At 64.2% G+C, this 13,399-nt stretch carries 13 protein-coding genes; 7 read left to right on the forward strand and 6 right to left on the reverse strand.

Translation table 11 applies throughout. The annotated features are described in order from the left end of the window. Window positions 1-26 precede the first annotated feature (26 nt). On the reverse strand, window positions 27-518 hold the full coding sequence (locus A3AU_RS0121550; RefSeq protein ID WP_027054711.1) for a hypothetical protein: 492 nt from the start codon (window positions 516-518) through the stop codon (window positions 27-29). A 546-nt stretch (window positions 519-1,064) separates the two neighbouring features. On the opposite strand from A3AU_RS0121550, the gene A3AU_RS0121560 reads away from it, so the two are divergent. Further along, window positions 1,065-1,472, forward strand: a complete 408-nt coding sequence (locus tag A3AU_RS0121560; RefSeq protein WP_032917858.1) for a DOPA 4,5-dioxygenase family protein — start codon at window positions 1,065-1,067, stop codon at window positions 1,470-1,472. A gap of 384 nt (window positions 1,473-1,856) precedes the next feature. On the opposite strand, the gene A3AU_RS0121570 is transcribed toward A3AU_RS0121560, so the two are convergent. Together A3AU_RS0121570 and A3AU_RS1000000137320 are read right to left on the reverse strand one after the other, a co-directional pair. After that, window positions 1,857-2,225, reverse strand: coding sequence for a response regulator (locus tag A3AU_RS0121570; protein ID WP_027054714.1), 369 nt, complete (start codon window positions 2,223-2,225; stop codon window positions 1,857-1,859). Window positions 2,226-2,241: 16 nt separating this feature from the next. Continuing rightward, on the reverse strand, window positions 2,242-4,506 hold the full coding sequence (locus tag A3AU_RS1000000137320) for a PAS domain S-box protein (RefSeq protein WP_051355433.1): 2,265 nt from the start codon (window positions 4,504-4,506) through the stop codon (window positions 2,242-2,244). A gap of 395 nt (window positions 4,507-4,901) precedes the next feature. On the opposite strand from A3AU_RS1000000137320, the gene A3AU_RS1000000139930 reads away from it, so the two are divergent. Next, entirely contained in the window at window positions 4,902-5,045 is a 144-nt protein-coding gene (locus tag A3AU_RS1000000139930) for a hypothetical protein (RefSeq protein ID WP_081709623.1), read from the forward strand. Window positions 5,046-5,069: 24 nt separating this feature from the next. On the opposite strand, the gene A3AU_RS0121585 is transcribed toward A3AU_RS1000000139930, so the two are convergent. Together A3AU_RS0121585 and A3AU_RS0121590 are read right to left on the reverse strand one after the other, a co-directional pair. After that, complete coding sequence (locus A3AU_RS0121585) at window positions 5,070-7,274, reverse strand: cation:proton antiporter domain-containing protein (RefSeq protein WP_032917875.1); 2,205 nt, start codon at window positions 7,272-7,274, stop codon at window positions 5,070-5,072. Window positions 7,275-7,553: 279 nt separating this feature from the next. Continuing rightward, a complete protein-coding gene (locus A3AU_RS0121590; protein ID WP_027054716.1) occupies window positions 7,554-8,246 on the reverse strand; it encodes a DUF2270 domain-containing protein in 693 nt (230 codons plus the stop codon). Between the two features lie 52 nt (window positions 8,247-8,298). On the opposite strand from A3AU_RS0121590, the gene A3AU_RS1000000139025 reads away from it, so the two are divergent. Beyond that, window positions 8,299-8,475: a hypothetical protein gene (locus A3AU_RS1000000139025; RefSeq protein WP_154674631.1), complete on the forward strand. Its 177-nt coding sequence runs from the start codon at window positions 8,299-8,301 to the stop codon at window positions 8,473-8,475. Window positions 8,476-8,542: 67 nt separating this feature from the next. On the opposite strand, the gene A3AU_RS0121600 is transcribed toward A3AU_RS1000000139025, so the two are convergent. After that, window positions 8,543-9,766 (reverse strand): MFS transporter, encoded by a 1,224-nt coding sequence (locus A3AU_RS0121600; RefSeq protein WP_027054717.1) that lies wholly within the window; start codon window positions 9,764-9,766, stop codon window positions 8,543-8,545. 97 nt (window positions 9,767-9,863) lie between these two features. Here A3AU_RS0121600 and A3AU_RS0121605 point away from each other — a divergent pair, with 97 nt between their 5' ends. The 4 genes from A3AU_RS0121605 (at window position 9,864) to A3AU_RS0121620 (ending at window position 13,362) form a co-directional block, all read left to right on the forward strand. Further along, complete coding sequence (locus A3AU_RS0121605) at window positions 9,864-10,772, forward strand: LysR family transcriptional regulator (RefSeq protein WP_027054718.1); 909 nt, start codon at window positions 9,864-9,866, stop codon at window positions 10,770-10,772. Between the two features lie 312 nt (window positions 10,773-11,084). Further along, window positions 11,085-11,237 carry a hypothetical protein gene (locus A3AU_RS0121610; protein ID WP_154674632.1) on the forward strand — a complete coding sequence of 51 codons (153 nt, stop codon included), beginning with the start codon at window positions 11,085-11,087 and terminating at the stop codon, window positions 11,235-11,237. A 110-nt stretch (window positions 11,238-11,347) separates the two neighbouring features. Next, a complete protein-coding gene (locus A3AU_RS0121615) occupies window positions 11,348-12,328 on the forward strand; it encodes a hypothetical protein (protein ID WP_154674633.1) in 981 nt (326 codons plus the stop codon). Further along, the gene (locus tag A3AU_RS0121620; RefSeq protein WP_027054721.1) at window positions 12,328-13,362 is read left to right on the forward strand and encodes a hypothetical protein; all 1,035 of its coding nucleotides are present in this window, start codon (window positions 12,328-12,330) and stop codon (window positions 13,360-13,362) included. The genes A3AU_RS0121615 and A3AU_RS0121620 overlap by 1 nt, the downstream gene beginning before the upstream one ends. The last annotated feature ends 37 nt before the right edge of the window (window positions 13,363-13,399 follow it).

The raw sequence follows: 13,399 nt of genomic DNA on the forward strand, positions 1-13,399 counted from the left end.
GATGCCTGTGTTGACGTCTGGACTGGCTAGCGCGGCGAGCAGAGGCCCTTGCCGCGGAATGATTGCTGAAGCCGCGCGGTGCGGTCGGTGCGCTGCCGGAAGCCGCCGTCGCCATCGAGCAGATATTCTACCCTCCGCTTGTCGCGCGGCGGCGCGGCTGCTTTCTGTGCCGCTTGCCGGGCTGGCTTTGTCGCCGCGGCCGCCCTGCGCTCGATCTCGCCGGCGACGCCGGTTTCCTGCAAGGCGCGGCTGACAGCCTGGCCGAGCAGTTCGCGCCCGGTCTCGCCGAGCAGGGTTTCGCCAAGGAAGCCTTTTTCGCCGAGGAAACCGGAGACCACTTTCGCGACATTGGCGATACCGTCGCCATCGGCGACATCGTCGCCGTCATCATCGTCGCTGGATCGCGGCAACGCGGAGCGGCCGGCATCCGGCCTGATGTCCTTTGTCCGGCGCTTGGCCTTGCTCAGCCACCGCCAGGCCATGAAGGCAAGGACGAGCAGGAACAGAAGATGCGACATGCCAAAGCCCCCACCAAAATCGAAGGTCGGGACAAGCAACGGCCCGCTACGGAACCCGGGAAGGGTTTCCATGGTGTCGCGGATTGCCGTTTCGACCGGCCTCCGCTCAGTGGCTCGCGTTGATTGCCAGATCTGAAGACACAAGCCGCCGCCCGTTCGGGCGCGCGTGCCGGCCTGGAACGCCGTCCAGCACCAGCAGCCACGCCGCCTGTCGGATCAACAGCTGAATGTCCCTCGAACCCCCTCCATCCCTTGCCTCATTTACAAAGACGTTTTCCTCGCCGGGCGGGGCTGCCCGGAAATCATGGATGGCATGCTGCATCGTTGATAAGCGAAGACTGAAACATCGGCCATACACATTGTCGCGAGCGGCTTGCGGCGACGGAAGTTGCGTCGGTGAGTGAAGCAGGAGCGTGGCCGGCCGGAGGAGGGCAATCACGTAGGCTGGCGCTGCCCCCGCTCAAGGTGCCGCGCCTGGAGACAAAGCGCACGCAACTCGGCTAGAGTCGCTCCGAAACAATGGATCATCGGGGAGGGAGCATCGCGATGAACGAGGTCAGGCCGCTTGGCGAGATCGCCAGCTATCACGCCCATATCTATTTCGACGGGCAGGCCGAGCGGCAGCGTGCCGAATGGCTGCGGCTTCGCATCGGCGAACGTTTTCGCGTGCGGCTGGGCAATTGGCACGAGGGGAAGGTCGGCCCGCATGACCAGGCCATGTACCAGGTCTCCTTCGCCAGCGAGATTTTCGGCTCGCTGGTGCCGTGGCTGATGCTGAACCACAGCGGCCTCAGCATCCTCATCCACCCCAACACCAGCAACCCCAAGCGCGACCATCTCGTCGATCCGGTGTGGATCGGCCGGCCGCTCGATGTGCACGGCGATGTCCTGCCCGACGAGCATGAGGCGGAAGAGGCGCTGGAGGTCAACACCGAGCCGACGCTGCCGGCGTAGCTTTCCTGGTGCGCCACCGCTTTCGCAGTGCCCGCGGCGCCACATGACATCGCTCTCCATCTCGATATAGCGATATCCTTGAAACCATTCGTTAATCATTCCAACACGGTAAATATTTTATGCCGAACCCATCGGGTTGCAGCAGGTTGTGCACGGGTCTGCAACAAAGAGGCCCGACTTTCCCATGCACCGTTTATCCGTCCTGACCGCCCTGCTGATCTCTTTCGTGGTGGCCTATGGTATGTGTGTGTGGGCATTCGCCGCCGACCCGGTCGGCTTGTTCCAGGCTCAGGCGTCGCCTTTGGAAATTCGTGGCTCCGAATAGCCGCAGTCGACAGAACGACGGTTCCCGGGCGCTAGGAGCGCCAGCGTCGATGGAATCGCCTATCCCAGCAAGCCGTGAATGGTCGCCGCCACCGCGGCCGGAGCGTAGGGCTTGGACAGGAAGACACCGCCACTCGGCATTGCGTCCGCCGCCGGCTGGCGCTTTCCCGAGGTGATGATGATCTTCACCGGAGGCCAGCGGTCGCGGACGGCGGCCGACAGTCGCAGCCCGTCCATCGAGCCTGGCATGTCGATGTCCGTGAACAGGATGGTGATGTCTGGCCGGTTCTCCAGCAGGCGGATCGCCTGGTCGGCGTTGCTGGCCTCCAGCACTTCGAAACCCAGCTCGCGCAATTCATCCGCTATGGCGAACAGCAGAAATGCTTCGTCTTCGACGACGAGGACTGTGACAAGGGACGGAGCGGTCATGGCATGCCCTATGTAGTCAGTAAGGTGCTGTCGGCAACTGCGGTGCCGGTGCGTTCAACACGCATTCGACCCCGTCAGGATAGTAATCGATCCGCACCGACCCGCCGAAGTCGGTGCCAAGCACGCGCTCGATCAGGAAGCGGCCGAAGCCGCGGCGGGTCGGCGGCGTCACCGGCGGGCCGCCGCTTTCGCGCCAGCGCCAAAGCAGCCGCTTTTCGCCTGATGCCTCGTCCGACGCCTGCAGCGACCAGTCGATGGCCACCTTGCCTTCCGGCGTCGACAGCGCGCCGTATTTCAGCGCGTTGGTGGCCAGCTCGTTGACGGCGAGCGCCAGCGTCAATGCCATCTTGGGATTGATCGGCAGCGCCGGGCCGGAAATCGAAATCTGCTCCAGCGGGAAGGTGGCGATGGTGTTGTCGACGACCTCGCGGATCGAGGCGCTGGTCCAGCGCGTCTTGTTCAGGATGTCGTGCGCTTTGGCCAGCGCCCGCAGGCGCTCGTTGAAGGTGGCGCCGGCGGTCGCGATATCGGTATTGCGCAATGTCTGCGAAGCGATGGCCGAGACCATCGCCAGGATATTCTTGATGCGATGTTCGAGCTCGTGAGTCAGCAGTTCCTGTCTGGCCTGCGCCTCGCGACGGTCGGTGACGTCCTGCATGACGCCGAACATCTTGACCGGCTTGCCGTTCTCGTCATGGACGAAATCGATATGACGCGACAGCCAGCGCAATTCGCCGGTGTCGGGGCGGCGGATGCGGTATTCGACGGCGGGCACGGCGGTGCCTTGCTCGCGCGTCCGTGGATTGGAGCGGACATCCTTGTCTTCGGGAATGACGATGTTTTCCAGCACGGAGATATGCACGCTGTCGCGTGGCGATAGCCCCCAGAGGCCCCAGAATCCCTCGGAGCCGACCACGGTTCCACTAGCGATGTCGAGTTCGAGTGCGGCAATGCCGGCGGCACTTTGCGACAGTTGCAGGCGGCGTTCGCTCTGCAGCAGGGCCTGCGCCACCTGTTTCTGGTCATCGATATCGGTGTTGGTGCCGATCCAGAGCACGATGGCGCCGTCGGTGTCGCGGATCGGAACGGCGCGCGCGATAAACCAGCGATAGACGCCGTCCTGCCGACGCAACCGGAACTCGGTCTCGTAAAACGTGCCGGCGGCCAGCGCCTGGTGCCACTTTTCCGCCGCTGCGGCAATGTCGTCGGGGTGCACGATATCGCCCCAGCCCTGGCCATCAAGGTCACCCGGTTTGGCGCCGGAATAATCGTAGACGCGCGGGTTGAACCAGTCGAGCATCCCTTCCGGCGTCGCCGTCCAGACGTGGTTGGGCATCGCCTCGGCGAAGGTGCGGAACTGTGTCTCGCTCTGGCGCAGCGCCTGTTCGGCCAGCAGCCGGTCGGTGACGTCGACGCCTTGCACGAAGATGCCGAACACCTCGCCCGCCGGATTGCGCACCGGCTGGTAGACGAGATCGATGAAACGGTCCTCGATCGCCGCACCCGGTTTGCGCTGCAACTCGGCTTTCAAGGCATAGCCGACGAATGCCTCGCCGGAGGTGAACACACGGTCGAGCAGCTCGAAGAAACCCTGGCCCTCTATCTCCGGCAAAGCCTGGCGGATCGGCAGGCCGATGATGTCGCGATGGCCGACAAGCTGCATGTAGGCGGCATTGGTCAGTTCGACGACATGCTGCGGGCCGGACAGCATCGCCATGAAGCCCGGCGCCTGCTCGAACATCTGGCGCTGCCTGTCGCGCTCGCCTACCTGCCAGCGCTCGGCGGCGACCTTGGCCGTTGTCTCGATGACGATGGCGATGACGCCCGCCGGTTCGCCGCTTTCGTCGAGCACCGGCGAATAGTCGAGATCGAGCCACACCTGCTCGGGCTTGCCGGTGCGGTTCAGCGTCAGCACCTGCTCGCGATAGGCGAGCGTGCCGCCGCCAAGGCATACCTTCATGATGTTGTCGTTGAAGTCGGCCACTTCGGGCCAGCCTTCGCGCACTTTCGAACCGAGCAATTGCGGATGGCGACCGCCGGCAAATTCCGAATAGGCGTCATTGTAGATCATGACGCCGTCCTCGCCCCACAGCATGACGATCGGCACCCTGGAGCGCAGGATCAGCGAGGTCGCCGTCTTCAGGCTCTGCGGCCAACCGGAGATCGGCCCGATCGAGGTCGAGGACCAGTTGAAGGCGGCGATCAGGCAGCCGAGCTCGCCTCCACCCGAGAGGAAGGCGAGCTGCGGGTTGCCTACGGTCGCTGTGATGGTTTGCGGCATGAAGTCCCGGATGGATCGGCGTTGTTCGAAACTGGATTAGTGCTGGCTAACGTGTCAGATTCTGTAATGGCGCACGATCGTGTCGGCGCGCGCGGCATCGCGGAGGGCGTGGATCGCGCTAGGACCGATTGCATTTGGCGAGACGTGAACAGACTCTTCTCCCCCAAGCGCCACAACCCCCGGACACACCATTCGGTTCCCGGTGCCTGCCGCTTTTCCTTCGGCAGGGTTGTCGGATTGATGAGGGAAAGCCGGCTATTCGATCGAATTTCTTTGTAACCCGTTAATGCGGCCATGCTGTTAATCAGCGTCTTCTAATGCATGTCGACCGGGATCGCTTCGCGGTTTGGGGATAAGGGCATGCGCGGAACGACTGGTTTGGCGCGGGGTACGCAATGACCAAGAATCTCGGCAACGCACGTTATGTGCCGCCCAAAGACACAAAAGTGTCCTTCTTCAGCAAGGCTGCGCCGGCGCTGTTTCCGCTCGTCGTGGCGGCGCTGGGATACATGATCGGGCGACAGTTTTTCGGCATCTAGGGTCCGATAGCCGAACCGAAGGCGTCAGGCGCCGATGTCGGCCGCCGTCTGCTCGGCGGCGTCGGTCTGCTTGACGCGCTCGGTGGCCAGAAGCACGACCGGGCAGGCGACCGCCGCGAGCACTGCCGTCGCGGTGTCGCCGAAGAACAGTTCATCACCTGGCCGTTGGGTGACCCCCATCACCACCATTGCTGCCCCTTTGGCCGCTTCCCTGGCGATCGCTTTGTCTGGTGTGGCGCGGGCGCGGATCGCGGTGTCGACGGTGACGCCATAGCGGTCCGCGAGATCGGCGACATCCTTGAGCACGGCTTCCTCGCGACGGTGCGAAACCGAGCCCGGCTGACTGCCTTGCCTGGCTTGAGAGACATAGAGCACTTTGACGCGGGCACGGTGCGGCCGCGCCAGCGCTAGCGCGAAATCGGCTGCGCGGCGGGCAATTTCCGTGCCGTTGACCGGAACCAGTATCGTGGTGCCGGCGCGCAGCACCGGCATCTTGCCGGTGGATCTGGCGCCGTTCAGCGCCAGGCACAGCGGACCATCGAAACCGCTGGTGATGTCGTTCAGCATCGGGCTGAACGAGCCCTTTTCGGTGAGCGCTTTTTCCAGCCCGACAAACAGCAGGCCATAGCCCTTGCGCGCCTCCGCGGCGATCGTCTCGGCGGTGGCCTCGAGTTCGGTGCGGGTGGTCAGATGGACCTTGTCGACGGGGGTGTCCTCGGCCTTGCTGACGACCCTGGCGCTTTTGGCGGCGCCCTTCTTGACCTCTTTCGATGTCCGCTGCGGACCCGTGTCGCGGCCGGCAAGCTTGCCCTCGTTGAGGTGGAGCAGCGTGGTCGGCATGCCGCTGCCGCCGCCGACCAGGCCGGCGAGATAGGCGGTGAACTTGCCGGCCGGGCTGTCGTCGACCAGCAGCAGCAGGCGTTCCAGCCTGGAGACGAAGCCGCGCTCGTCGAGCAGTTCGCGGTCGACGCGCTGTTTCTCGGCGTTGCCGATCGGCAGCCGGCCAAGCGCCCAGCGCAGCATGGGTGGCATGGCAAGCGTGGTGATGACGGCCATGGTGACGATCATCGTGAACAGATTGTGGGACAGGATGTTCATCGACAAGCCGATCGAGGCGACGATGACTTCGGTCGAGCCGCGTGCATTCATGGCGCTGCCGACGGCGATCGCTTCCTTCCGCGACATGCCGGCCATCCGGCCGCCAATGAACGCGCCGCCGAACTTGCCGATGCTGGCGATGGCGACCAGCGCCAGAGTGAGCAAGGCGAGCGTCGGATCGGCAAGCACGGTGAGGTCGGCCGACAGGCCGGCCATGCCGAAGAAGACTGGCATGAACAGCGCGGTGATGACGCCGCGCAACTGGCCCTCGATATGATCCGACAGGATCGGCGATTCCCCGACCAGTATGCCGGCGACGAAGGCGCCGAGCACGGTGTGGACGCCGATCAGATTGGTGATCAGCGCCATCACGCCCATGATGATCAGAATGACCGTGATGACGGCGTATTCGCTGCGGAAGGAATCGTTGCTCCAGCGGATCAGCGTGAACACCAGGCGGCGGCCGATGGTGAAGGAGAACGCCATGAAGAGCGCCACCTCGACCACGGTCGTGACGAGCGGCAGCAGTTGCAGGCTGCCATTGGTGGCGATGCCGAAGGTGACGGCGATGATCAGCCAGCCGATCGTGTCCTCGATGATGGCCGAGGAAATGATGATCTGGCCGAGATTGCGGCGCATGAAGTTCATCTCGCGCACCACCATGGCGACGATCTTGACCGAAGAGATCGACAGCGCGGTGCCGAGGAACAGCCCGGCGACGACGCGCTGCGTGGGATCGGGCAGCAGCGTGCCGGGCAGGAACTGCGCCAGCGCGAAGCCGAGGACGAACGGCACGACAACACCGGTGATCGAGATCGAGAAGCAGGCGGCGCCGACACGGCGCACCAGGCGCAAATCCGTCTCCATGCCGGTCAAAAGCAGGAGCAGCAGGATGCCGAGCTGCGAGACGGCGTCGATCATGCCTTTCTGCGCCGGGTCGGTCGAGAAGATCAGATGCTGGGCGCCAGGCCATATCCAGCCGAACAGCGATGGCCCAAGCAGGATGCCGCCGATCAACTGGCCCATGATCGCCGGCTGGCCATAGCGCTGGAAGAGTTCGCCAAGGCCGCGCCCGACCAGAAGCAGAAGCACGATCTCGGCGATGAAAAGACCTTCCGCCGACCCGCCCATGCCCGACGCATGGCCGGCCGGCTGTGCGGCCAGGACATGGCTTGCCGGAACCAAAGCAAGGGCTGTCAGCAGAATGGCAGCCACAAATTTTCGTGGCTTGGTTGCCGGTTGCCGGTTCATGGGTTCCCTCAAGGCGTCGCCGCATGCTGCCCATCACGCGGGCTGACCATCACAACGCGCGGCCCGCGTTTGCGTTGCAGCCAGCGGTTGCTGGATGCTGATGCCAGAGCTCAGACATGCCAAAGCCCAGATATTCCAGAGCCTAGACATGGCCAGAGATTAGACATGGACGTCGCCGAAGGAGAGTTCGCCGTCGTCGCCGGACAACAGGAAGGCGGTCGCCAGCAGGCCGGCATAGAGCAGCGTCACCAGCGTGACGATGACCCCGCCGGGGACAGGCCCCAGGGCAGCGGCGCCGATCGCTTCTCGCAAGGTGCCGACAAAGCCGACCGGCACGTGCTGATCGATCAGGCTCGGTGTCGACAATTTCAGGATCCAGGCAAGCAGCAGGATCAGCATGAGATATATGTAGTTGCGGCGCAGGCGGCGTGCCAATGCAACGCGCTGCGAGACCAAGAACCGTGGCGTGCGCAGGCTCTCGCCGACGACCAGCAGCCAGTCGGAGGCGAAGTCTGGCTGCGGCGAAAAGATCTGTGCGAAATAATGGCGCTCGAACTGGCGCACGCGCGCACGGTAGACATCGAAGAAGCGATAGCGGCGCGCCTCGATCCAAAGCAACAGCAGCACCAGCAGCATGGCGAAGAGCAGCACGCCGTGATGGGCGCTGGCCGTCGACAGGGACACCGACAGCATGGCCGCGACGACCGTGATCGCCCAGTTGCTGGTCCGGTCGAGACGGTCGCGCCAGCCGGCCATGCGGGCAATCTCGGCGCGATGGAAGTGCGACATCACGGTAACCAGTTCGCTTGGCGAAAGCGTCCTGCCGATGGGCGTTGCCGGCGCATCGTTCATGACTTCCTCCCAGCCGGATGAAACGCCTTGAAGGCGTAGTCGTTCCGCTGCCATGCCGCGCCTGTGTGAAAAAGACCGCCGGTTCGTTCACCAGTCGCGCGTCGGCCGGTTCGGCAATGACGAATATGTCCTCAATGCCGTCGAGCCGGTGATCCCCGGCCAGTGCGCGAACACGCGGTTGACCGGCGAGATCAAGCTCAAGGCGTCGGGCGAGCTCCATGCTATGTGAACGATGCCGTGGTCGGTCTGCCCGGCGTCTCACGCTTTTCCTGGAACTGCCCTAGCCGACCGGGCCGTCATTCCGGTCCGCCGATCCAGTCGACCAGAAGTGCGACGAGCCCAAAGGCGCCGCCGATGCCACAGACACAAGTCCACCCGCCCCAGGTCCAGGCAACACCGGCCAGCAATGAACCGATGGCGCCGCCGATGAAGAAGATGCCGACGAACAGGCCGTTGAGGCGGCCGCGTGCCTCGGGCCGCAAGAGATTGACGGCGCGGCGGCCAAGAGTCTGGTCGCCGGTGACGCCGATGTCGAGCAGCACCGCGCTTGCGCCCATCAGCACCAGCGGTTGCCACGACACGCCGGACCGGAAAGAGCCGGCCCAGGCGGCCAGCGCCATCGCGCCGATCAGCACGAGATGGCAGGCGATGGTGGCGGATCTTGTCCAGCCCTGGTCGCCGGCGCGGCCGAACAGCGGCGTGACCACGGCACCGCCCGCGCCGACGAGCGCGAACAGCGCAATGCCGCGCTGGCCGAGGCTGAAAGGCGGCTCGGCGAGGCGCAGGGCCACCGCCGTCCAGAACAGGCTGAACGCCGCCATCACCAGCGCCGCCGTCAACGCCCGGCGGCACAGCACCGGCTCGTCGCGCAGCAGGCCGAACAATGAGGCGAGCAGCGCGCCATAGGACGATTTCGTTTCGGGGCGCCGATCGGGCAAGGTGAAGCCGAGCACGCAGCCGAGCAGCACGAGCGCGGTGGCGCTGAGGCCATAGAAAGCGCGCCAGCCCCAGGCATCGGCGATGAGGCTAGCCAGTGGCCGCGCCAGCAGGATGCCGATCATCAGTCCGCTCATGACATCGCCGATGACCCGTCCGGCCTCGCCGGGCGGCGCCATCGAGGCGGCGATGGGCACCAGGATCTGGATCGCCGAACAGGCAGCACCCAGCACGAACAGGACGATCAGCAGCGAGGCGATGGTGGGCGCCAAGGCGGCGACGCCGGCCGCAAGGGCGGCCATCACGAGCATGCGCAGGATCAGGGCACGGTTTTCGGCAAGGTCGGCCATCGGCACCAGGAAGAACAGGCCGGCGGCATAGCCGAGCAGCGTGACCATGGCGACGAGGCCGACGCTCGCCGCACCGCCGCCGAGCGATGGGCCGATCAGGCCGACCAGCGTCTGCGGCGCGAACAGATTGGTGACGATGATGCCGGTAGAGGCGGCAAACAACAGCGTCTGCGGGCCGGTGATGGTCGCGGCCGGCAGCCGCTCGCGCAATTGACCGTCATGGATATCGGGCATGGAGTCCTCACGATGTCGCATATTGTGTGGGGACTTTATGCCGAAGCATTATCATGCTACAATTCAATCAATTCGATAATGATTATGCGAGATACGCATGAATATCCATGACCTCGAAGCCTTCATCGCCGTGGTGGAAACCGGCTCGATCGTTGGCGCCTCGGCTAGGCTCAACCTGACCCAGCCGGGCGTCACCCGCCGCATCCAGAACCTCGAGGATGGGCTGGCGACAGCTTTGCTCGACCGCCAGTCAAAGCCGCTGAAGCCAACCGCCAGCGGGCGCGAGGCCTATGAGCATGGCAGGCGCGTGCTGCGCTCGCTGGAGGATCTCAAGGCGGGCGTGTCGCCGCAAGGCGAGGTCAAGGGCGAGTTCCGGCTGGGCGTCATGCCCTATCTTTCCGACGCGGCGTTGGCGCTGCCGCTCGACAGCCTGCGCGCCGCCTTTCCGCACCTGACGCTGCGCATCAGTTCGGGCTGGTCGCCGAGGCTGGTGGAGCAGGTGGCACGCAGTGAACTCGACGCGGTGGCGGTGTGCCTTGCCGAAGGCCTGGCGCCACCGGACGAACTGGTCAGCGACGATCTCGGCGCGCAGTCGGTGCTGCTCGTCGCGTCGCCCAGCCTTGGTGTGCCGAAGCCGGCGGACCTTGCCGAACTGTCGCGCTTTTCCTGGGTGATGAACGAAAATGGCTGCGGCTTTCGCGCCTTCATCCGCCAGAGTTTCGAGGCCGCGCGGCTGCCGTTCCAGGTCGGGGTGGAAGCGCTCAGCGTCGATCTCAGAATGTCGCTGGTGGCGCGCGGCCACGGCATCGGCATCGTCACGCCGGGCGCCTTCGCCGACAGCCGCTGGCGCGACAAAGTGGAGGTCATCGACTGCCCCGACTTCAAGCCGCAAGTGCGCGCCTGGCTGCTGCACCGTCCGCCGGCAGGACGGCTCAGCCGGCCGATCGCGCTTTTCCGCGACACGCTGATCGACGGGCTGAAGGTGCCGATGCCGCTGGTGTCTTGATTGGCGACTCGGACGGATGGCCGAGCCGGCACAACAATACAGGTCAGGCCAAGTCCTTCAGCCGTAAGCGGACGCCGCAGCTTTTCTCAATTCAATCAGGTGTTTGGCAGCTGACATTCGCGTCATGAAAGTATAATTTTTAGATAAACCTTAGGAAAAATATCAGCTTATACATAAAATCGGAGCGCGTAGCCTCGAACGGATCACTGTCCGATTTATCCAATGTAACGCATAATCGCTTCTTGACACTTGGCTATGCGAAAGAGCTAGATGATTTTCGATCGCAATTCTTTGCGCGGAGGGAATCTGTACATGGATTTCATCGAAAGGTGGTTAGGTATCTCACCTGACAGCGGCGACGGATCGACCGAGGCTCTCTATCTGCTTGCCGTTGTCGCAATATTGGCGCTCGTTTTCCACAAGCGCATCATGCAGTTCGCGCGCGGCTTTTTCGCGCGGAAGTAGCCAGACAGAGTTCCAGGCGGCACCGGTTGTCGATCAGCCCAGGCGCTGTTGCCGCGCGAATCCCGTTGTTAATCAGACCCTTGCCTGCGTTAACTTCAGAGAGGGAGTCGATGCGCGGATTAGTGGCAGTCCTGCGAGCACTGTTCTCCGCCTGGATCCCGGCGCTGATCGAGATGGCTCGGCGTTTCTGCCGCCGCTGGCGGTTGCACGGCGACCGCCGGGTCGACCAGAAGGGGTCCAGGGCGCATTGCGTGCCGATCGACCACCCGGCATTCTGCCGGCCCGACCCGCTGATCTACGACCAGTACTATCTGATCGGCCTTGGTCTCGCGGTCACCTGGGACAATCCCGACATCGAAGTGCTCAAGGGTGGCGTGCCGGTGCCCGCCGGCAAGTTGCAGGCGGATACCGGCTACGAGGTGCGCGTGCGCGTCTGGAACGCCTCGATGGATGCCGTCGTCGTCAAGATGCCGGTTCACCTGTCCTATCTGTCGTTCGGCATGGGAACCGTATCGCATCCGATCGACACCAGGCCGGTCTCGGTCGGGGTGATCGGATCGGCCAGCCAGCCTGGGTTCGTCTCCTTCGACTGGCATACGCCTCAGGAAGCGGGCCACTATTGCCTGCAGGCTTTGCTCGACCCGGCCGACGACGCCAACTTCGCCAACAATCTCGGACAGAAGAACACCGATGTCGGGCTGGCGCAGTCGCCGGCGACATTCCGGTTCGAACTGCGCAACGCGACCCGCCGGCCGCATCGGTATCGGTTCAGCGTCGACGCCTACACCATTCCGCCGCTCAGCCCTTGCCGCGATGAGCGGCGACCGACCGAGGAGGCCGCCAAGGCCGAGCAGAAGCGGCGGCTGGCCGCGCATTTGGCGGCCGCGCATCCGCTGCCGCCCGGCTGGACGGTCGAGATCTCGCCCGACCAGCCGCCGCTGACACCGGGCGAACAGGTGACGATCACGGCGATCGCCACGCCGCCGGCCGGCTGGACCGGCCGGCAAGCTCTCAACCTGAATGCGTTCGACGAAGGTGGCCACGCCAGCGGCGGCGTCACCCTGACCGTCCTCAGCAGCGTGGAGGCGTGATGGCCACCGACGACAAATCCTGGACCAAATGCACGACCGCGGACAAAGTCATCTCGGTCAACCAGTATATCAGCGCAGCGATCACCAGCGGTATATTCGCGGCGGTGATGGCCGTGGTTATCGTGGCCATGGGCGAGCCGTGGTGCCTGCCGATCGCGCTGGTGGTTACAGGGATCGTGTGGATTCTCGCCTATTGCGACTGGTGGCTCAACAATCGGCTGGTCTGTCTCGGCAACCAGGAGCCGGTAAGCATCGTCGGCATGGTCATCAGCATCGAGCCGCCGTCGGAGAAGACATGGCCTGGAAGCCTGGACTCCGACTACAGCCTCAATCTCTTGCTGCCGAACAACCCGGTGGGCGTGAGCCAGGCGGATGCCGACGCCAGTGTCCCGTTCGGCTACCTCATGGCGGAAACCACCACCACCTCCTCGCACGGCCTGCTGTTCACCGGCAATCAGGCGGAAGACAAGGCGACCAGCTTGAAGTCCGAAGCGCTGCATGTGGAATTCGAGGGGGCTTCGATCCATGATCTGCAGACCGTCAACATCCTGGCGCTGATCGCGGCCTTGACGGCGTTGGCGATATGCATGTCGGGCGTCGGCGTGGTCGTTGCCTATATCCTGGCGTTCCTGGCCTTTCTCGCCGCGCTCTTCGGCGCCGCCTTCAGCAGTTCGGACACCGCCAGCCCAAGCGACGCCGGCCTGCCCAGCATCGAAACGAACAAGGGCGATGGAACCGGAGCGACGATCCTGGGTGTGACCGGCCGCTGGGTCTATGATGCCGGCCATATCCACGACAGCTTCAATGAAGCCCACAACGAACTGCATCCTGTCCAGCAGGCACAGATTCTGGGAGGGCCGTGGGATGGCGACTGGCCTCCCGATATCGACGGGATCATTCGCGGCTACCAGGACGGCTATGCGCAATCGCAAGATCCGCTCACCAAGGAGCAGCAGGCCAAGCCCGGCTCGCGCTGGTCGGTCCACCCTTATATCGACGGCTGCGACGACACGGTCTGGCGTCCTCCGCACTAGGAGGTCAGAGCCGCATTCGATTCGTGGCGGCGCAGCG

Source organism: Mesorhizobium erdmanii USDA 3471 (genome assembly GCF_000472705.1).
GTDB lineage: Bacteria > Pseudomonadota > Alphaproteobacteria > Rhizobiales > Rhizobiaceae > Mesorhizobium > Mesorhizobium erdmanii.

What these genes read in the sequence shown, in the direction of transcription:
- A3AU_RS0121550 (WP_027054711.1), bottom strand. Translation starts at nt 518, where the DNA reads ATGTCGCATCTTCTGTTCCTGCTCGTCCTTGCCTTCATGGCCTGGCGG.
- A3AU_RS0121560 (WP_032917858.1), top strand. Translation starts at nt 1,065, where the DNA reads ATGAACGAGGTCAGGCCGCTTGGCGAGATCGCCAGCTATCACGCCCAT.
- A3AU_RS0121570 (WP_027054714.1), bottom strand. Translation starts at nt 2,225, where the DNA reads ATGACCGCTCCGTCCCTTGTCACAGTCCTCGTCGTCGAAGACGAAGCA.
- A3AU_RS1000000137320 (WP_051355433.1), bottom strand. Translation starts at nt 4,506, where the DNA reads ATGCCGCAAACCATCACAGCGACCGTAGGCAACCCGCAGCTCGCCTTC.
- A3AU_RS1000000139930 (WP_081709623.1), top strand. Translation starts at nt 4,902, where the DNA reads ATGACCAAGAATCTCGGCAACGCACGTTATGTGCCGCCCAAAGACACA.
- A3AU_RS0121585 (WP_032917875.1), bottom strand. Translation starts at nt 7,274, where the DNA reads ATGGGCGGGTCGGCGGAAGGTCTTTTCATCGCCGAGATCGTGCTTCTG.
- A3AU_RS0121590 (WP_027054716.1), bottom strand. Translation starts at nt 8,246, where the DNA reads ATGAACGATGCGCCGGCAACGCCCATCGGCAGGACGCTTTCGCCAAGC.
- A3AU_RS1000000139025 (WP_154674631.1), top strand. Translation starts at nt 8,299, where the DNA reads ATGCCGCGCCTGTGTGAAAAAGACCGCCGGTTCGTTCACCAGTCGCGC.
- A3AU_RS0121600 (WP_027054717.1), bottom strand. Translation starts at nt 9,766, where the DNA reads ATGCCCGATATCCATGACGGTCAATTGCGCGAGCGGCTGCCGGCCGCG.
- A3AU_RS0121605 (WP_027054718.1), top strand. Translation starts at nt 9,864, where the DNA reads ATGAATATCCATGACCTCGAAGCCTTCATCGCCGTGGTGGAAACCGGC.
- A3AU_RS0121610 (WP_154674632.1), top strand. Translation starts at nt 11,085, where the DNA reads ATGGATTTCATCGAAAGGTGGTTAGGTATCTCACCTGACAGCGGCGAC.
- A3AU_RS0121615 (WP_154674633.1), top strand. Translation starts at nt 11,348, where the DNA reads ATGCGCGGATTAGTGGCAGTCCTGCGAGCACTGTTCTCCGCCTGGATC.
- A3AU_RS0121620 (WP_027054721.1), top strand. Translation starts at nt 12,328, where the DNA reads ATGGCCACCGACGACAAATCCTGGACCAAATGCACGACCGCGGACAAA.